This is a genomic window from Gilliamella sp. LMG 34359 (assembly GCF_984569085.1).
The window spans coordinates 2,160,431-2,180,144 of record NZ_OZ474906.1 but is presented as its reverse complement, the minus strand read 5'-3'; the positions used below and the strand labels follow the sequence as shown (position 1 = coordinate 2,180,144).

The following is a 19,714-nucleotide window of genomic DNA, read 5'->3' as shown; positions in this document are numbered from 1 at the left end:
TAAATTACTTTGGAGGAATGAGATATTAAAGTCAGTAAACGAATTCAGTCAACACGCGCGCATAAAATCAACGATGAGATTACCGCTCGCGAGGTGAGGTTAACCGGCGTCGATGGTGAACAGCTCGGTATTGTTAGCTTAGATGAAGCTTTAAAGCAAGCTGAAGAAGCAACGTTAGATTTAGTTGAAATAAGTCCTAATGCAGAGCCACCTGTTTGTCGAATTATGGATTATGGCAAGTTCCTCTATGAAAAGAGTAAAGCAACAAAAGAACAGAAGAAGAAGCAAAAGGTTGTTCAGGTTAAGGAAATTAAATTCCGACCTGGTACAGACGAAGGCGACTATCAGGTAAAACTCCGCAGCCTGATACGCTTTCTTGAAGATGGCGATAAAGCTAAAGTTACGTTGCGTTTTCGTGGACGTGAAATGGCTCACCAACAGTTAGGTACTGAAATGCTTGATCGCATTAAAGAAGACTTAGCTGATTTGGCGGTAATTGAATCTTATCCAACTAAGATTGAAGGTCGTCAAATGATTATGGTGTTAGCGCCGAAGAAGAAGTAATGGTTTTGCAAGTTAATCTTTAGTTTTCTAAAAATTACACCATTATTTTATTTTTATTAACAATGCGAAGTGGGAATTATAAAATGCCTAAAATTAAAACTGTAAGAGGCGCAGCAAAGCGCTTTAAAAAAACAGCTTCTGGTGGCTTTAAGCATAAACAAGCTAACAAGAGCCATATCCTAACTAAAAAATCAACTAAACGTAAACGTCATTTACGTGGTTTGACTACTGTGTCAAAAGGCGATTTAGGTTTAGTAGTGGCGTGTGTTCCATACGCTTAAATATTGATTAATTATTTAGAGGATATAGTTTATGGCTCGTGTTAAACGTGGTGTTATTGCTCGTGCACGTCACAAGAAAATTTTAAAACAAGCAAAAGGGTATTATGGTGCTCGTTCACGTGTATATCGTGTTGCTTTCCAAGCAGTAATTAAAGCAGGACAATATGCTTACCGTGACCGTCGTCAACGTAAACGTCAATTCCGTCAATTATGGATTGTACGTATCAATGCTGCTGCTCGTCAATGTGGTCTTTCTTATAGCCGTTTCATTAATGGTTTAAAGAAAGCTTCAATTGAAATCGATCGTAAGATCCTTGCAGACATTGCAGTATTTGATAAAAATGCATTTGCTGCATTAGTTGAAAAAGCAAAAGCTGCACTTTAATAGCTTTATAAGAGCCGAGTTATCTCGGCTTTTATGTTTTATACATCTTAATTATTTAAGAGTTGATTATGAATCTAGTTATCTTTCGTTTCTTTTTTAGCTTCAGTATTGCTATTCGTTCATGAGGCAAATGAAAAACGAAAAATAATTATAAAAGCCTCAGAAGAGGCTTTTTTTATGTAATAAATAATAAGCAGGAGAACTGTATGTCTCAATTAGTTGAACTGGTAAACAATGCCAAATCTGCTATTGAAAGTGCTAACGATATTAATACCATCGAGCAGATTCGTGTAGAATATTTTGGTAAGAAAGGCTATTTTACCATGCAAATGGCTTCTTTACGTGATGTTTCCGCCGATGAGCGACCAGCTGTAGGTCAGAAGATTAATGATGCTAAACAACAAGTTATTGAATTATTAAATCAAAAGCGTAATTTTTTAGAGCGTCAGGCTCTTAATGCAAAACTAGCAAATGAAACTATTGATATCACACTTCCAGGCAAATCACTTGAATTAGGTGGATTACATCCGGTTACTAAAACAATTAATCGTTTAGTGGAATTTTTTGGTGAACTAGGTTTTGTGGTTGAGACTGGACCAGAGATTGAAGATGATTATCATAATTTTGATGCATTAAATATCCCAGCACACCATCCTGCTCGTGCTGATCATGATACCTTCTGGTTTGATGCAAAACGTTTATTACGTACCCAAACTTCAACAGTTCAAATCCGAACTATGGAAAATCAAAAACCACCAATCCGGATCATTGCCCCAGGAAGAACTTATCGTAATGATTACGATCAGACCCACACGCCAATGTTCCATCAAATGGAAGGTTTATTGGTTGATAAAGATATCAGTTTTACCCATTTGAAAGGCTTGTTACATGATTTCCTTCATTGTTTCTTTGAAGATAATATGGAAATCAGATTTAGACCAGCATATTTCCCTTTTACGGAACCTTCTGCAGAGGTGGATATTAAGGCTAAAAATGGTAAATGGTTAGAAGTCTTGGGTTGCGGTATGGTTCATCCTAATGTATTACGCAATGTAGGGATAGATCCTGAAGTGTATAGTGGTTTCGCATTTGGAATGGGAATAGAGAGATTGACCATGTTGCGTTACGGTGTCACTGATTTACGTTCTTTCTTTGAAAATGATTTACGTTTTTTAAAACAATTTAATTAATTCTGGAGATCAAAACATGAAATTTAGTGAAAGTTGGCTACGTGAATGGATCAATCCAGAAATAAGTAGCGAAAAACTTGCTGACCAGTTAACTATGGCTGGTTTAGAAGTAGATGATATTGAAAAAGTGGCTGGTGATTTTACCGGTGTAGTGGTGGGTAAAATTGTTGAATGTAAACAACATCCTAATGCTGACAAATTACGAGTGACCAAAGTAGATATTGGTAAACCAGAATTATTGGATATTGTTTGTGGCGCACCTAATTGTCGTCAAGGTTTAACCGTAGCTTGTGCCACAGTTGGCGCTGTATTACCTGGTGATTTTAAAATCAAAGCAGCAAAGCTTCGAGGTGAACCATCGGAAGGGATGTTGTGTTCTTATTCTGAGTTAGGCATTTCCGACGATCATAATGGAATTATTGAATTACCAGAGGATGCCCCTTTAGGACAAGATATACGACAATATTTAAATTTAGATGATGTAATGATTGATATTAGTGTAACACCAAATCGTGCTGATTGTTTCGGCATCATTGGTGTTGCAAGAGATATTTCTGCTGTGAATAATATTCCAGTTAAAGAATTGAAAACTCAAGAAGTTACGCCTACTATTCAAGATACTTTGTCAATACAAGTTAATGAAGCTAAAGCTGCCCCTCGGTATTTAGGCCGAATCATTAAAAATATCAATGTTGATGCAACCACGCCACTGTGGATGAGAGAAAAGTTACGTCGTGGTGGTATTCGTTCTATCGACGCAATTGTCGATATTACTAACTACGTCTTATTAGAACTTGGTCACCCAATGCATGCGTTTGATTTAGCCGAGATAGAAAAGGGCATAGTTGTTCGTTATGCGAATCAAGCAGAAAAACTTGTATTACTCAATGGTAATGAAGTTGAACTTAATGAAGAAACATTAGTAATAGCCGATCATCAAAAAGTTTTAGCTATAGCTGGTATTATGGGTGGGGAAAAATCAGGTGTTACTAATACTACTAAAGATATCTTCCTTGAATCAGCATTCTTTTCTCCTTTAGCTATAACAGGAAAAGCACGTGAATATGGCTTACATACTGAAGCCTCTCATCGATATGAACGAGGTGTTGATCCTTATTTACAATCAACTGCAATCGAAAGAGCAACTCAATTGATTGTTGATATCTGTGGTGGTGATGTTGGTCCAATCACAGAAGTTACCAACGAACAACAACTTCCTACTCAAGCTACAATTCAATTACGTAGAAATAAAATAGATCGAATTATTGGTTATTCAATTGAAACTCAAAAAATTACCGATATTTTAGTTAGATTAGGTTGTGAAGTTTCTTATAACGAAAACGTTTGGACGGTAAAATCACCTAGTTGGCGATTTGATTTACAAATTGAAGAAGATTTAGTTGAAGAAGTCGCTCGGATTTATGGCTATAACAACATTCCTAATGTAAATTTGAAGATTGAATCTGTAATGAAGCCAAAACCAGAAAGTATAATTCCTTTATCTAGAGTAAAAAATTTATTCGTTGATAAAGGTTATCAAGAGGCTGTGACTTATAGTTTTGTTGATCCTAAAGTTCAACAAGCATTACATCCACAACAAGCACAAATTACATTACCAAACCCAATTTCGAGTGAAATGTCGGTTATGCGTCTGTCCTTATGGTCTGGATTATTAGATGCAGTGTTATACAACCAAAACCGCCAACAATCTCGAATGAGATTATTTGAAACGGGTTTGCGTTTTATCCCTGACAGCTCATGTGAATTTGGTGTTCGACAAGAATTGATGCTTTCCGGTGTTGTGACTGGTAGCCTCTATGAAGAACACTGGACATTACCTAAACAACATATCGATTTTTACGACTTAAAAGGGGATTTAGAATTACTATTCTCTCTTTTAGGTTGTAATGATACAGTCGAATATAGAAAATCAGAACTTGAGGCATTACATCCAGGCCAAAGTGCAGCAATTTACATAAATGACGATCTTATCGGCAATTTTGGCGTTTTACATCCAGAAATTGAAAAAAAATTATCTTTAAATAGTAAAACGCTTGTTTTTGAAATAAATTTAGATAAAATTAATGGCAAAAGAGTTCCTGTTGCTCATGAATTATCTAAATATCCGTCTAACAAGCGTGATATAGCTGTAGTCGTATCAAATACAATACCAGCAGCAGATATTATTACTGAGTGTAAGCGTGCTGGTGGTGAACAGCTTATAAAAGTTAATTTATTTGATGTCTATCAAGGTGAAAATATCGAAAAAAACCAGAAAAGCCTTGCTATCAGTTTGATTTTACAAGACAAATCACGTACACTGGAAGAAGAAGATATAACAAACATTGTAAGCAAATGTATTATTGCTTTACAAAATCGTTTTAATGCCCAATTAAGAGAATAATAATTATGACATTAACTAAAGCTGATATTGCAGATCGACTTGCCGATAAATTTGATATTGATCGTCAAGAAGCTAAAGTCCTAGTTGAACTTTTTTTCGAAGAAATTCGAGTTGCTTTAGAAAAAGGTGAACCTGTTAAACTTTCTGGATTTGGCAATTTTGCTGTTCGTGATAAAAATTCACGACCAGGTCGTAATCCGAAAACCGGGGAAAGTGTTGATATCTCAGCTCGACGAGTTGTGACATTTAGACCTGGTATTAAATTTAGAGAACGAATCGAGAAAAATTTAACTTTATAAGTTATATTAGTTCTTAAATTTCGTTTCGTAAGTAATAGCCTTTCTGTTGTTATTACACGACAGAAAGGTTAATTTTTTTTATAAAAAAGTATTGTAATAAATTGCTAATTAAAGCATAATACTGCCTCTTCAATGGAGGCTCTATGGGTCCTCTTGCAACATTTTTTTGCTCATCAGGTCAGGTCCGGAAGGAAGCAGCCAAAGTAAAAAATATGTGTGTGGGATGTGGCTGATAGGGTCTCCTCCAAAAAAGTTAAAACCTGAATCCTAACATTAAGTTACTGCTCCCCATTGTGGTGTTGGCTATTCAATAGTCATTTAAATTATCCTTTCAAAATTTCCTATCAAAGAGGTTGTAGTAACGAAACATTTTTGCGATCATATTTTAAATTTTATTTATTTTATTAAGTAAAATTATTTATTTTAGAAAAAAGTAGTGAGGAATTATTTATGATGCGAGTTGGATTATTCATCCTAACTAACTTAGCTGTTATGTTTGTATTTGGTATAATTTTAAGTATTTTTGGGGTCAATGCCCATAGTACATTAGGATTACTCATATTTGCAGCTATTTTTGGTTTTGGTGGTTCTTTTATTTCTCTACTTTTATCCAAAACAATGGCTCTACGGGCTGTAGGTGGGAAAATAATTACAGATCCTCGCAACGCTCAAGAACAATGGTTAGTGGATATTGTTAGTCGTCAAGCTAATATACTTAAAATAAAAACCCCGGAAATTGCAATTTATCAAGCTGATGATATTAATGCATTTGCAACAGGAGCAACAAAAAATAATTCATTGGTGGCAGTAAGTTCTGGTCTATTGTCAGCGATGACCCAAGACGAAGCTGAAGCCGTAATAGGGCATGAAATGAGTCATGTAGCTAATGGTGATATGGTGACTATGACACTTTTACAAGGTGTACTTAATACTTTTGTTATTTTCATTTCACGAATAATTGCTTCAATGGTAACAAAAGTATTGGAAGAGAAAAGTGAAGGACTATCAACCTTGGCCTATTATGTTATCGTTATGATTTTTGAGACAATATTTGGTATTTTGGCAAGTATTATTGCTATGTGGTTTTCACGTTATCGAGAATTTCATGCCGATGCAGGTTCAGCCAAATTGGTGGGCGCAGCTAAAATGATTGCCGCATTAGAAAAACTAAAAATAAGCCATGAACCCAACGAAGAGGCCTCAATATTGGCATTTTGTATCAATGGTGAAAAGAAAGCTAAGTTCTCGCAATTATTTTTATCTCATCCACCTTTAGATAAACGTATTGAAGCATTACGTAATCAATCTTACATTGATTAAAAAATTTGATTAAAAAAACACTAATGGCAAATATTTATCCTATTTGCCATTTTTATATTGTAATTATCATCTAATGCTATATTTCCAGAGAATTTTATATGTATCGGCAACATATCACTAACAATAAACTAGAATTACTTAGTCCAGCAAAAAATATAGAAATTGCAAAAGAGGCTATATTACATGGAGCTGATGCTATTTATATTGGCGGTCCTCATTTTGGTGCTCGTCATAATGCAGGTAATTCAATAGATGATATTGCTAAATTGGTTGAATTTGCTCATCATTTTTATGTCAAAGTTTTCGTCACTTTAAATACCATCCTTCATGACAATGAACTTGAAGCTGCAAGAAAACTAATTTGGCAGCTATATAATGCCGGTGTAGATGCTTTAATAGTTCAAGATATGGGCATATTAGCCATGGATATTCCGCCAATCGATCTACATGCTAGTACCCAAATGGATATTCGAACGCCGGAAAAAGCTAAATTTCTCTCTGATGTTGGTTTTTCTCAAATAGTTTTAGCTAGAGAACTAAATTTAAGCGAAATAGCAAACATCCATCAACAAATTGATGCCAATATTGAATTTTTTATTCATGGAGCACTATGTGTTGCCTTTTCTGGTCAATGTTATATTTCTCATGCTCAAACAGGTAGAAGTGCTAATCGAGGTGATTGTTCTCAAGCTTGTCGATTACCATTTACATTGAAAGACGATCAAGGTCGAATTGTAGCATATGAAAAGCATCTTTTATCAATGAAAGACAATAACCAATCTGACAACTTAATCCAGCTAATACAAGCAGGAGTGAGATCTTTTAAGATTGAAGGTCGGTATAAAGATTTAAGTTATGTGAAAAATATTACCGCATTTTATCGTAAAAAATTGGATGAAATTTTAGAAAAGAACACAGATTTTATAGCAGCATCAAGTGGCAAAACTGAACACTTTTTTACTCCTGATCCAAATAGAACATTTCATCGAGGAGCTACCGATTATTTTGTTCGTGGTAGACAACCCAACATTGGTGCTTTTGATTCTCCTAAATTTATCGGTTTACCTATAGGTGAAATCATAAAAATTGCTAAACAATCAATTGATATCAAATCAGAAAATGCGTTAATCAATGGTGATGGTTTAAATGTATTAATTAAACGAGAAATTTTAGGTTTTAGAGCAGATAAAGTAGAAAAAATTGCTAATAATCTTTATCGAGTATTTCCTAATGAAATACCTAATGACTTACATTCCATAAAATTACCTTATCAAATTAATCGTAATTTGGATCATAATTGGCAACAAATTTTATTAAAAGAATCAAGTTCTCGCCGAATCGGTGTGAAGTTTGAGCTTAAAAATAGCGCAAATAGTATACAATTATTCGCAACAAGCGAAGAGGGTTGTTGCGTTAATATTGAACTAAAAGGCCAATTTGAACTCGCCAAACAACAAGAAAAAGCACTTAATACTATAAGAGACAGTTTATCTAAGTTAGGCCAAACATCATATTATCTATCGGAAATCATTATTCATTTAAAAAGTATCTATTTTATTCCGAGCAGTCAATTAAACCAATTAAGACGAGATATTATTGATAAATTAACATTAGAACGATTAAATCATTATTGTAGAAATAATCGTAAACCAGAAGTATACCCAGCGCCAACATATCCAGAACAGCAATTAAGCTTTTTGGCTAATGTTTATAATTATAAAGCTCGTGAATTTTATGCTACACATGGCGTGAAATTGATTGATAGTGCCTTTGAAGCGCATGAAGTTAAAGATGATGTGCCTTTAATGACGACCAAGCATTGTCTTAGATTTGCGTTTAATTTATGTCCCAAACAAGCAAAAGGCATTCAAGGAGTTAAAACCAAAGTAACTCCAATGAAATTGGTTCAGAATAATAATGAAGAGTTAATCCTAAAATTTAATTGTAAGGCTTGTGAAATGCAAGTTTGGGGTAAGATTAAAACACATATTTTTAAACAATCGCCTCCAGGTAGCGAACTAATTTTATTGGTAAAAAATAATTGATTTTGTTATTAAAATGTTGTTATTAAAAAGTAATTATTGATGAATATTTGGTGTAAATACCCCATTGTTAGCACACAAACCAAGTAGAAAATCATGCTATTTGTTTCATGTTTCTATATTCAATTGGTGTCATATTATTTAATGCCTCATGCGGTCTTTCTGTATTATATATTTCTAACTACTCTTCGGTTATTTTTCTTACTTGTTCCAGATTTTTAAATATATACAAATCTAATACCTCCGTTCGATATGTGCGGTTAAATCGTTCTATATAGCCGTTTTGATAAGGACTACCTGGTTTAATATAATCTAGGGTTATTCCATGTGATTTTGCCCAGCTTGTAAATCTGTTTGAGGTAAATTCTGTGCCATTATCAACGCGTATTTTTAATGGATAACCGTGATATTGAGCCAGTCTGTCTAAATAACGGGTAATTCTACCTGCCGATAAACTGACCGCAATATCAATGCCTAATGCCTCTCGATTAAAGTCATCAATAACATTAAAGGTTCTAAATCGGCGGTGATTTTGAGAACTATCACTCATAAAATCCATTGACCAACATTCTCCCAAACGACTTGGTACTGATAATGGCTCTGGATAACGTTGGGGCAATCGTTTATTGCGTTTAGAACGAATATTGAGTTTTAACTGACAATAAACTCGATAAATCCGTTTATGATTCCACGTATATCCCAGTTTCCTGATTCGATGAAAACATTTAGGAAATCCCCAACGTAAATGCTTGTCTGTTATTGACTTAAGTAACGAAATAATCATAGTGTCATCTGCCGATTTAGGTTGATAGTAGTAAGCACAGCGACTTAAATTCACAATAGTGCAACTCATTTTAATTGTTATACTGTATTGTGACTGTAGTGTTTGTGCCCAACTCTTACGAACTGCCGTCGGCACTATAGCTTTTTTATTATTTCTTGTTGGAGCTGAGAGGTTAAACTTAATTCAGCATACATCTGCTTAAGTTTACGATTTTCAGCTTCCAGCTGTTTTAACCGCTTAATGTCCGATGATTGCATACCGCCATATTTATCTCGCCATTTATAAAAAGTAGAAACGGCCATACCATATTTACGGCAAAGCTCTTTAATAGGGATACCAACTTCAGCTTCTTTTAAAATGGAGACAATTTGGTGTTCCGATAATTTTTTCATATTGAAATTTTCCTTAAAATTCTACTTAAAAATATTATAGAGAATTTTCTACTTTTTTATGTACTATTTTAGGGGATAGTTACATTGGATGAATAATAAATTAGGCCTTAGTTCGTAATAATGTGCTATATTTAACATAATATACATTATTCTAACCTCAACATATTGATTTATATTAATTTATTTTGAAAAGGAAAGGGCGGTAATATTCCTTCTTATAGTAACTTAACAAGGGAATAGAACCTATTTTTTTAGTTAAGTAGATGTATTGTGTAACCATCTCTTAAAATAGTACATAAAAAAAAAGTGGCAAATTCTCGATAATATTTTTAAGGAGAATTTCAGTATGAAAAAAATTATCAGAGCACCAAAATAGTCTAGATATTATTAAAAAAAGGTAAAGCAGGTGTTCCTGTTGAAGAACTTTACCGTCAATATACTAGCAATATATTTTTATAAATGGCGAGATAAATATAGCAGTATGCATTTTTCGGATATTAAGCTGTTAAAAACAACTGGAAGCTGAAATCGTAAACTCAAATAAATGAAAATTTCGTCGATTTATAATCTTTAACGTTATTTTATCGGCAGGTAGAGTTACCCGTTATTTAGACAACCTAGCGAATACTATGGTTATTATTAATTAAAAATACACGTTGATAATGGGGCAGAATTTACCTCAAATAGATCCATAAGCTCGACATAATCACATGGAGTGCCCCTAGATTAAATTAAACCAGGTCATCCTTATCAATACGGCTATATAGAATAATTGAACCCAACATATCCAATGGAAGGTATAAAATTTATATATTTAAAGATCTGAACAACTAAGAAAAATAACCGAATAGAAATTAGAGATGTATAACACAGAAAGACCGCATAAAGTAATAAATAATATGCTAGCAATTAAATAATAGAAACATGATTTTCTACTTGGATACTAACAATAGAGTATTTATAATATTTTACTTAAATAGCTAAAATAACTAATGTTTATTATAAATTAATGCACATAATAAAAATACATTATTATGTGCATTAAAGAAATTAACAATTATAATACTGTTTTTTTCTCTTTGAATTGTGTTTCCAGCTTTTTAACAATTTATATGCGTTTGAACTATAATCATCATACGGATTGGGTAAATTTTTTCCTCTTGATGTTCTAATTTTTAGTTTATAGCGCTTATATTCAATTATATGAAGAAAATAAGCACTTTTTTCTTGTTTGGTACTAAAACATTTAAATATATAATTACGAAGATAAGGGTAATATCTTACTGGTTTATCTTTTTCGTTATATGTAATTTCATAATTATTTCGATATTGCTGTTTAAACTTCAAAATATTTTCTCCTAATGTATTAAAATACTTAGAAGAAAACCTCTTTATAATAATTCATAAAATATTCCTTTATAATTGATTAAAAGTGTTGGGTTAAAAAATCATAACATAATTGAGTATCTCTCTGTAGAACTTTAAAATGTCATATTCACACATTATTAAATGACGGTTATCAATATGAGCAAAATTTACTATCGATTGGTTTAAGTAAGTTTGTTTAAGTAAGCTGCAATTACAGAATCTACAATAACAGAAAAATAATGTAATGATGTATAGAGTTATTGATATTATTTTTTTTAAACAATGCTCAGCTTGGTATTAAGAACCGATATCATTTTATGGTAACAATGAAAACCTTTTGTTATTTAAATTTGCATCATAACTTTGGCTGCTTATAAATATATGTTAGTTCGCATAATGTATATTATGTTAAATAATAAATATTAAATAGAATTCATTAAATGAATTATCTTCAATAACCAACTTTAAATCTGTATAACACTATTTTTTTTCAATAAATTGATTTATATTATTTAAATAACTTATTTTAATGGCAAGTTATAAATTTAAAGGTGATTTTCGATTCCTTTTCTTTTTATTGAATTATAAAATAAACAAGAAATGGGTAGTTTTTGTTTTTTCGCAATATATGGTACCCTTATCACCCCCAAATTTATTGCGTTTATATTTAGGATAATATGCATAGTATTTATAAGACATTACGTTCCAATAGTTATTCAGTTCCGTGTGAGTTATGTAGCATTAGCGGACTTTGTGTTCCAAGGTTACTCAACAATACATTAAGTAGTGTTTTAGAACGTAAAAAATCTTATTCCAAGGAAGAAATAATAGTTAAAGCAAAAACACCATTAAAAAAATTTTTCATCGTTCACTCTGGTGCTCTCAAAACTTTTGTAACAACACCTGAAAATAATGAACAAATTAATGGATTTTATTTACCCGGAGATATTGTTGGATTAGATGCTATTTCAACAAAAATTCATAATAATAATATTCAAGCGTTAAGCAATACCTTAATCTGTGAACTCGATTATGATGAATTGATGAACATGATTGATACTCATAAAGATGTTAGAGATTTAGTATTGAAATTACTAAGTGCTGATATTTATAATTATCAAAAATTGGTTCTATGTTATTCTCAGAAAAAATCCGATGAACGTCTCGCCACTTTTATTTACTCTCTTTACCTTCGATATCAACAAAGAGGACATACGTCTTTAAGCATAAAATTAGCAATGAGTCGAGCTGAAATAGCTAATTACTTAGGATTAACCATTGAAACTGTTAGCCGTAATTTATCAAAAATGCAAGAGCAAAATATTTTAACGGCTAAGGGGAAATATATATATATTAATAATTTGGAAGCTTTAATAGATTTAGTAAATTGAATTTATTTGTGCTAAAATAATGGAAAATTTATTGTAAGGTTTTTTATATGACAAGTTTAAAAAAAACAATTATCGCAACTACTGTCGCGCTTGTGCCTTTTTGTTCTTTTGCTGCCCAGCAATTAACTGAAGAACAAGCCAACAGTATGCAATCTTTTAAAAGTATCACTATTCGTGGTGCATTTTATACAGATAGCGATTACGTTATGGCTATGTCAAAAGCTGCAGATAACGAGGGAGCGGCTTCTTTTTATATAACAACAACTAATATTAGTCCTTCTAATGATACATTACGTATTGTTTACGCAAAATTATACAAATCAGATGCACCTAAAGCTGTCGAAAAAACAGAAACTTTACGTAAATTTGAAGGCGTATATGAATATCCAAAATCAAAAGCTATTCGGTTAGAACCATTTAATATTGTGCGTATCCGTGGTTACTTCCCAACTGATTATGATATAAATCAAGCTATAGCTAAAGAAGCATCAGCTCAAGGTGCATATGGTTTCTATATCGATTCTCGCTCAGAATTAGGGAGTAATTTACAAATAGCTGCTTATTTGTTTAAAAAAGATGCTCCAGAACGTAAGTTACAACCTGAAAATGCAATCCCTTATGATTCTGAGGCTGGTCAATTGGCCTTAGCTCAAGGTGGTGAAGCTGCAATGCAAGTTGAAAAACCTGGTTATTATTCCCCTTCTGCATTCAATGAAAAATATTATGCAGATAAATTTAACAATAAAGTTATTGAAAAAAATACAACCTCAACTACAGCCACAACCACAACGGCTAAAGTTGCAACACCTTCAGATAATGGAACAAGCAATCCTGTCGTTACTGAACCTCAAAGAGTTAATCGTTACACGGTAACTTTGTCTGATGGGAGGAAAATTCAGGAACTTAATGACGCAACTGCTGCTAAGATGGTTGCTTTTGATACAATAAAATTCAGAGGATATTATGTGACTGATCAGGAAATTTCCTATCAGGCCGGAAAACGTGCTATTGAAGGCGGAGCAAAATATTACCACATAGCTCGAATTGCTCACGATTCAAAAGGACCAAATATCACAGTATTTGTTGATCTTTATAAATAATAAAAATGGGCGTCTAAACGCCCTTTTTTACAACTCTACTTTTTATCACAATTCAGAAGATACCATTTCGATTTGTTGTTTTATCCGTTTTGCAGAAATTGGAAAAGGTGTTCCCAGTTGCTGAGCAAATAGGTTAACTCTAAGTTCTTCTATCATCCATCTTATATTAGTAACTTTGCTCAATGATTTTTGATTTTCTGGCAAATTATTCACCCAAGTTTGATATTCACTTTTCACTTCTTCTATTACGTTCATCGCTTGTCTATCTTTGGCAACATTAGTACCAAGTTTCTCCAAACGTTTTTCAATAGCCGATAAATAGCGATAAATGTCATGCAATTTGTCATAACCTGTTTTGGCAACAAAACCTTTATAAATTAATTCACCAACTTGCTGTTTTATGTCTGATAATGCAAATGCTAAGGATAAATCAACTCGACCTTTTAATTTCTTATTAATATTAAAATGAAGAGTTAATATTGATTCTACTTGTTTTGCAATATCTACTACGGTTTCATTGATATGATTTTTAGTATAAATTAACAATTGTTGAAATTGCTCTTGATTATGCACTTTCTGATTATTCTTTTCTATTAAATGATCTACCCCGCATGCAATACAATCATCAATGAGATTAAGTACCGTACCAAACGAATTAAAATATAAACCTAATTTAGATTTATTTGGTAACTTTTCATGTAGATATTTTATCGGTGACGGAATATTTAAAATCAACAATCGTCTAATTCCAAGCATTGTCAGTCGCCTTTGTTCTTCAAGTGAATCAACGAGTTTAATGCTAACCGAATTTTGGTTGTCAATGATTGCAGGATAAGCCTTGATCGTGTAATTATTCTGTTTTTCTTCGTAAATACTTGGTAGTACTCCAAAATCCCAATCGGTAATATTACTTTGCTCTATTGGTAAAGATTTTTTTTGCGTCAATGCTGATAAAGCCTTTTGAACTTCGCTTTTAAGTTGTTCTTTAAGCTTCATCAGATCTTTACCAAAAGCAATTTCACGGTTGTGATCTACAATACTAAAATTCATCTTTAAGTAATTGGGAATTTGATCTAACTGCCAATCTGTTGGTTTTATTCTTACTCCCGTCATTTTTCTAAATTCATTTTCTAATATTTCAAGTAAAGGATGCTCTATCGAATTGACTCTAGTCAAAAATGCATCCGCATAGTTAGGTGCTGGAACTAAACTTTTACGTAATGATTTAGGCAAAGATTTAATTAAAGCAATAATTAAATCATAGCGAAAACCTGGAACTTGCCAGTCAAACCCTCTATTTTTTATTTGATTTAAGACATTAAGCGGAATAGAAATTGTTACACCGTCACGCTCATTACCAATATCAAATTGATAAGTTAATGATAATTTCAAATTATCCTGATACCAAAAATCAGGATAATCATTAAGTTTTACTGGTTGTGCTGATTGTTTAATCAGCATATTCTTTTCAACATTCAAAAAATCAGGATCAACATTTTTTTTGTTTTTCCACCAAGTATCAAAATGCTTTGCAGAAATAATGGATTTGTCTATTCGTTTATCATAAAAATCATATAGGTCATCATCATCAATTAGAATATCTTGACGGCGAGATTTATGTTCAAGATCTTCTACTTCATTAATTAAATTTTGATTTTGTTTATAGAAACTATGATTAGTTTGCCAATCGCCCTCAACTAAAGCATGGCGGATAAATAACGAACGACTTAATATTGGATCAATTTTACTATAATTAATTATGCGGCTGGCAACAATTGGTAAGCCAAATAAAGTGACCTTTTCATTAGCAATAGTTGTTCCCTGTTTTTTAGACCACCTAGGCTCGCTATAACTATATTTTACGAGATGTTTGGCTATTGGTTCGATCCATTCTGCTTCAATTTTAGCCGCCGTTCTGCCCCACAATCGACTGGTTTCGACAAGTTCACTAGCAATACACCATTTTGGTTGATTTTTGAAAATGGCTGAATTTGGAAAAATAGCAAATTTAATATTTCGTGCACCAATATATTCATGCTTTTCAACTTCTTTCATCCCAACATGTGATAACAAGCCACTTAACAGTGCCGTATGTAGCGATCGGTAATCGGCTGATTGGCTATTAATAGGAAATGCGAGTTGTTTAACTGTTTGCCTAATTTGCGTATAAACATCTTGCCATTCACGAATTCTAAGATAATTAAGGTATTCTTTTTGACATAATCGTCTAAATTGATTACCAGATAACTCAGCTTGTTGACTTGCTACATAGTTCCATAAATTAATCAGTGAAATAAAATCAGATTCCTTATCTGCAAATCTACGATGTTTCTCATCTGAAGCTTGTTGTTTATCAAAAGGCCGTTCTCTAGGATCTTGTATAGATAATGCCGCCGTAATGATCATTATTTCTTTTATACAACCTAATCTTCTTGCTTCAACTAACATTCTAGCTAATCTGGGATCAATGGGTAATTGCGATAAAATCCGCCCTATTTCGGTTAAATGATAATGATGATGTTTAGTATATATAGCGCCTAATTCTTCTAATAATCGTACCCCATCACGAATATACCTAGAGTCAGGAGACTCAACAAATGGAAAAGCGGTTATATCACCTAATCCCAATGATGTCATTTGTAATATAACTGAAGCTAAATTGGTTCGAAGAATTTCGGGGGCAGTGAATTCCGGTCTAGATAAAAAGTCTTGTTCATCATATAGACGGATACAAATACCATCGGAAGTTCTACCGCAACGCCCTTTTCGTTGATTGGCTGACGCTTGAGAAATAGGTTCAATCGGTAATCGTTGAACTTTGGTACGATAGCTGTAACGACTAATTCTGGCTAAACCCGGGTCGATAACATATTTAATACCAGGAACCGTTAAAGATGTTTCAGCTACATTTGTTGCTAAAACAATTCGCCTTGCAGTGTGTGGTTGAAAGATACGATTTTGCTCAGATGCAGATAATCTCGCATATAAAGGTAAAATTTCGGTATGCTTGAGCTCTAATTTTCTTAATGTATCAGCCAGATCACGTATTTCTCGCTCTCCTGTTAGAAAAATTAAAATATCCCCGGCACTTTCAGCTGATAATTCATCGATTGCATCAATAATAGGTTGAAAATCATTATTTTTATCGTTTTCCGAATCCTCAGTAAAAATAGTTGGGCGGTATCTGACTTCAACAGGATAAGTTCTACCGGATACTTCAATAATGGGCGCCTGATTAAAATGGTTAGAAAAACGTTCAACATCTATTGTCGCTGAGGTTATAATGACCTTTAAATCAGGGCGTTTAGGTAATAATTGTTTCAAATATCCTAAAATAAAATCAATATTTAAACTACGTTCATGAGCTTCATCAATAATAATCGTATCATATTGAAGTAATAATCTATCCTGCTGAATTTCTGCTAATAAAATCCCGTCAGTCATAAGTTTAACTAAGGTAGTTTCACTGATATGATCTGAAAATCTAACTTTATAACCAACTAATTGCCCTATTTCAGTTTTTAATTCTTCTGCTATACGATTTGCAACCGAGCGAGCAGCTAATCTTCTCGGTTGGGTATGACCAATAAGACCTTTGATCCCTAAGCCTAATTCTAAGCATATTTTAGGTATTTGTGTGGTCTTTCCTGAACCGGTTTCTCCGGCAATAATCACAACTTGATTATTTTTTATTGCTTCGGATATCGTCTGTTTTTTATCGACTACGGGTAAATTTTCAGGAAAATTAATATGATTAGGTAACGATTTTAATCGGTCATGATAATGTTCAACAGCTTGATTGATAGCTGATTGAATATCGTTAAAATTTGATGTTTTATTTGAAAGCTTTCTTATTTTGTATTTATCTAAGAAAGTCATTGATTCTAAAGATTTAATTTGCTGTTGAGTTAACATAAAAGTAAAATAATCGTATCCAATTTTTAATTAAATTCATTATAACAAATTTAACCTTTTATTAGGAGTTAAGATGAAAAAGACTTTACTATCAGCTGTACTACTTTCAGCAACTCTGATAATGACAGGTTGTGATCAATCCAATAAGGTTAAAGCGGAAGATTTGATGCACCACCGCTTTGTGTTAATTAAAGCTAATGGTCAAGATATTTCACCCGATAAACACGCAGAACTTGAATTTGGTGAAAACATGAACATTTCAGGACAAATGTGTAATTATTTTACAACCAAAGTAAGATTAATTGATGATACGATTATAAGTCCTATATTTAATATAACGCACTTGGTTTGTGAAGATAACCAATTGGATAAATTAGATACTATTATTACTCAATTAATTCAAAATGGTGCATCAGTTAGTTTGAATAAAGAACAACTAACATTAAAAAATAAAGATAATGAACTAATTTACCAACTTAAGGATCTGATGTAATTTAACTGAAAACATTTTAAAACTTCTAAGCTGAAATTTTATGCAAGATTGAAATTTTACTGTTTCTTAAGCAAATGATGTCTAGTTTTTTGATAAAAAACTTTATTTAAAATGTCGATAAGACTATAATAAAAAAAGTTTTGAGGATGCCGTTTTTGATGAAATTAATTAATTCTTTAAATAAGGTTTTTTATAAGAGTAACTTAAAAAAGTTACTCTTCCCCCTTTTATACCAATGCGCTAGCATTGGTTTTTTTTGTTTAAATATTTTTAATTAAAACCATTTATTCAAATTTGAACATTAACTTTAACAACTAGTAGATAATATTATGAAAAAGACAAAAATTGTTTGTACTATAGGTCCAAAATCCGAATCAAAAGAGATGTTAACTAAATTATTAAATGCAGGCATGAATGTAATGCGTTTAAACTTCTCTCATGGTGATTTTGAAGAGCATGGTAATCGAATTAAAAACTTACGTGAAGTAATGCAAGAAACTGGCTTGAAAGCAGCTATTATGCTAGATACTAAAGGGCCTGAAATCCGAACTATTAAGCTTGAAGGTGGTAATGATGTATCACTTGTCGCGGGTCAAACTTTCACTTTTACCACTGATGAAAATGTAGTGGGTAACTCAGAACGTGTAGCTGTTACTTATAAAGGTTTCGCGCAAGATCTAAAACCAGGTAACCGTGTGTTAGTGGATGATGGCTTAATCGCTATGGACGTTCAAGAAATCAAAGGTAACGAAGTTATTTGTAAAGTATTAAATAACGGTGACCTTGGTGAAAACAAAGGTATTAACCTACCTGGTGTTTCAATTAAATTACCTGCACTTGCTGAAAAAGATAAAAATGATTTAATTTTTGGTTGCGAGCAAGGCGTTGATTTTATTGCAGCATCATTTATCCGTAAACGTTCTGACGTAGAAGATATCCGTGCTCATCTTAAAGCTCACGGCGGTGAAGAAATTAAAATCATCTCTAAAATCGAAAACCAAGAAGGTTTAGATAATTTTGATGAAATTTTAGAAGCATCTGACGGTATCATGGTTGCTCGTGGTGATTTAGGTGTAGAAATCGCGGTTGAAGAAGTGATTTTTGCTCAAAAAATGATGATCAAAAAATGTAACAAAGCATCAAAACCTGTTATTACTGCAACGCAAATGTTAGATTCAATGATCAAAAATCCACGCCCTACTCGTGCTGAAGCGGGTGACGTTGCTAATGCTATCATTGATGGTACAGATGCAGTTATGTTATCTGGTGAAAGTGCTAAAGGTAAATATCCATTTGAAGCAGTTAATGTAATGGCGACTATTTGTAAACGTACTGATGGTACTATTCCAGCTAAATTAGAGTTAACAACCAAAGAAGAAACATTACGTATTACTGCTGCTGTATGTTGTGGTGCAGTAGAAATCGCTGAGCGATTAAATGTGCCATTAATAGTTGTTGCAACTCGTAGTGGTAAATCAGCTCGTGAACTTCGCCATTATTTCCCAACGGCTCGTATTTTGGCACTATCTTCAAGCCAAAAAACTGTTAATCAATTAGCATTATCTAAAGGTGTTGAGCCTATCTTAATTGATGCAATTAATTCAACAGACGATTTCTACCGTTTAGGTAAAGAAATGGCAGTTAAAATTTGTAATGCGAAACAAGGTGATACTATTGTTATGGTATCAGGTGCATTAGTTCCAAGCGGAACAACTAACACAACTTCTGTTCATCGCATTTAATCATTTTTAATTTTGTTTAAATGAATAATAAAAAGCTAGCTATA

Annotated in this window: 14 protein-coding genes, 1 other RNA gene and 1 pseudogene; 14 read left to right on the top strand and 2 right to left on the bottom strand. The window is 32.7% G+C overall.

What is annotated here, in order from left to right; genetic code table 11:
• Positions 1–24: 24 nt before the first annotated feature.
• The 10 genes from infC (at position 25) to AC5LXV_RS10060 (ending at position 8,488) form a co-directional block, all read left to right on the top strand.
• Entirely contained in the window at positions 25–564 is a 540-nt protein-coding gene (gene infC / locus AC5LXV_RS10105) for a translation initiation factor IF-3 (protein ID WP_034882134.1), read from the top strand.
• A gap of 83 nt (positions 565–647) precedes the next feature.
• A complete protein-coding gene (gene rpmI, locus AC5LXV_RS10100) occupies positions 648–845 on the top strand; it encodes a 50S ribosomal protein L35 (protein ID WP_034882133.1) in 198 nt (65 codons plus the stop codon).
• Between the two features lie 31 nt (positions 846–876).
• On the top strand, positions 877–1,230 hold the full coding sequence (rplT, locus tag AC5LXV_RS10095; protein WP_024496189.1) for a 50S ribosomal protein L20: 354 nt from the start codon (positions 877–879) through the stop codon (positions 1,228–1,230).
• 68 nt (positions 1,231–1,298) lie between these two features.
• Complete coding sequence (gene pheM, locus AC5LXV_RS10090; RefSeq protein WP_122983220.1) at positions 1,299–1,355, top strand: pheST operon leader peptide PheM; 57 nt, start codon at positions 1,299–1,301, stop codon at positions 1,353–1,355.
• An 81-nt stretch (positions 1,356–1,436) separates the two neighbouring features.
• On the top strand, positions 1,437–2,420 hold the full coding sequence (gene pheS / locus AC5LXV_RS10085; protein ID WP_034882132.1) for a phenylalanine--tRNA ligase subunit alpha: 984 nt from the start codon (positions 1,437–1,439) through the stop codon (positions 2,418–2,420).
• Between the two features lie 16 nt (positions 2,421–2,436).
• Positions 2,437–4,824 carry a phenylalanine--tRNA ligase subunit beta gene (gene pheT / locus AC5LXV_RS10080; protein WP_493466343.1) on the top strand — a complete coding sequence of 796 codons (2,388 nt, stop codon included), beginning with the start codon at positions 2,437–2,439 and terminating at the stop codon, positions 4,822–4,824.
• A gap of 5 nt (positions 4,825–4,829) precedes the next feature.
• The gene (locus AC5LXV_RS10075) at positions 4,830–5,123 is read left to right on the top strand and encodes an integration host factor subunit alpha (RefSeq protein ID WP_034882129.1); all 294 of its coding nucleotides are present in this window, start codon (positions 4,830–4,832) and stop codon (positions 5,121–5,123) included.
• Between the two features lie 142 nt (positions 5,124–5,265).
• Positions 5,266–5,361: signal recognition particle sRNA small type (gene ffs, locus AC5LXV_RS10070), an RNA gene on the top strand.
• A gap of 212 nt (positions 5,362–5,573) precedes the next feature.
• Positions 5,574–6,443, top strand: a complete 870-nt coding sequence (htpX, locus tag AC5LXV_RS10065; protein WP_493466342.1) for a protease HtpX — start codon at positions 5,574–5,576, stop codon at positions 6,441–6,443.
• Between the two features lie 98 nt (positions 6,444–6,541).
• Entirely contained in the window at positions 6,542–8,488 is a 1,947-nt protein-coding gene (locus AC5LXV_RS10060; RefSeq protein ID WP_493466341.1) for a peptidase U32 family protein, read from the top strand.
• A gap of 91 nt (positions 8,489–8,579) precedes the next feature.
• Here AC5LXV_RS10060 and AC5LXV_RS10055 read toward each other — a convergent pair.
• A pseudogene (locus AC5LXV_RS10055) lies at positions 8,580–9,661 on the bottom strand (IS3 family transposase).
• Positions 9,662–11,706: 2,045 nt separating this feature from the next.
• Here AC5LXV_RS10055 and AC5LXV_RS10050 point away from each other — a divergent pair.
• Both AC5LXV_RS10050 and AC5LXV_RS10045 read left to right on the top strand, forming a co-directional pair.
• Positions 11,707–12,420: a helix-turn-helix domain-containing protein gene (locus AC5LXV_RS10050; RefSeq protein ID WP_110433483.1), complete on the top strand. Its 714-nt coding sequence runs from the start codon at positions 11,707–11,709 to the stop codon at positions 12,418–12,420.
• A gap of 47 nt (positions 12,421–12,467) precedes the next feature.
• Entirely contained in the window at positions 12,468–13,520 is a 1,053-nt protein-coding gene (locus tag AC5LXV_RS10045; protein ID WP_493466340.1) for a YdgH/BhsA/McbA-like domain containing protein, read from the top strand.
• A gap of 45 nt (positions 13,521–13,565) precedes the next feature.
• Here the strand turns inward: AC5LXV_RS10045 and hrpA are convergent, their stop codons facing one another.
• On the bottom strand, positions 13,566–17,435 hold the full coding sequence (gene hrpA, locus AC5LXV_RS10040; protein ID WP_493466339.1) for an ATP-dependent RNA helicase HrpA: 3,870 nt from the start codon (positions 17,433–17,435) through the stop codon (positions 13,566–13,568).
• Between the two features lie 73 nt (positions 17,436–17,508).
• Here hrpA and AC5LXV_RS10035 point away from each other — a divergent pair, with 73 nt between their 5' ends.
• Positions 17,509–17,928, top strand: a complete 420-nt coding sequence (locus AC5LXV_RS10035) for an META domain-containing protein (protein ID WP_493466338.1) — start codon at positions 17,509–17,511, stop codon at positions 17,926–17,928.
• 329 nt (positions 17,929–18,257) lie between these two features.
• Positions 18,258–19,670, top strand: a complete 1,413-nt coding sequence (gene pykF / locus AC5LXV_RS10030) for a pyruvate kinase PykF (protein ID WP_110433487.1) — start codon at positions 18,258–18,260, stop codon at positions 19,668–19,670.
• Positions 19,671–19,714: the final 44 nt, after the last annotated feature.

Bases quoted from the DNA above. Each gene is read 5' to 3' on its own strand.
- rpmI (WP_034882133.1), top strand. From the start codon at position 648: ATGCCTAAAATTAAAACTGTAAGAGGCGCAGCAAAGCGCTTTAAAAAA.
- rplT (WP_024496189.1), top strand. From the start codon at position 877: ATGGCTCGTGTTAAACGTGGTGTTATTGCTCGTGCACGTCACAAGAAA.
- pheS (WP_034882132.1), top strand. From the start codon at position 1,437: ATGTCTCAATTAGTTGAACTGGTAAACAATGCCAAATCTGCTATTGAA.
- pheT (WP_493466343.1), top strand. From the start codon at position 2,437: ATGAAATTTAGTGAAAGTTGGCTACGTGAATGGATCAATCCAGAAATA.
- AC5LXV_RS10075 (WP_034882129.1), top strand. From the start codon at position 4,830: ATGACATTAACTAAAGCTGATATTGCAGATCGACTTGCCGATAAATTT.
- htpX (WP_493466342.1), top strand. From the start codon at position 5,574: ATGATGCGAGTTGGATTATTCATCCTAACTAACTTAGCTGTTATGTTT.
- AC5LXV_RS10060 (WP_493466341.1), top strand. From the start codon at position 6,542: ATGTATCGGCAACATATCACTAACAATAAACTAGAATTACTTAGTCCA.
- AC5LXV_RS10050 (WP_110433483.1), top strand. From the start codon at position 11,707: ATGCATAGTATTTATAAGACATTACGTTCCAATAGTTATTCAGTTCCG.
- AC5LXV_RS10045 (WP_493466340.1), top strand. From the start codon at position 12,468: ATGACAAGTTTAAAAAAAACAATTATCGCAACTACTGTCGCGCTTGTG.
- hrpA (WP_493466339.1), bottom strand. From the start codon at position 17,435: ATGTTAACTCAACAGCAAATTAAATCTTTAGAATCAATGACTTTCTTA.
- AC5LXV_RS10035 (WP_493466338.1), top strand. From the start codon at position 17,509: ATGAAAAAGACTTTACTATCAGCTGTACTACTTTCAGCAACTCTGATA.
- pykF (WP_110433487.1), top strand. From the start codon at position 18,258: ATGAAAAAGACAAAAATTGTTTGTACTATAGGTCCAAAATCCGAATCA.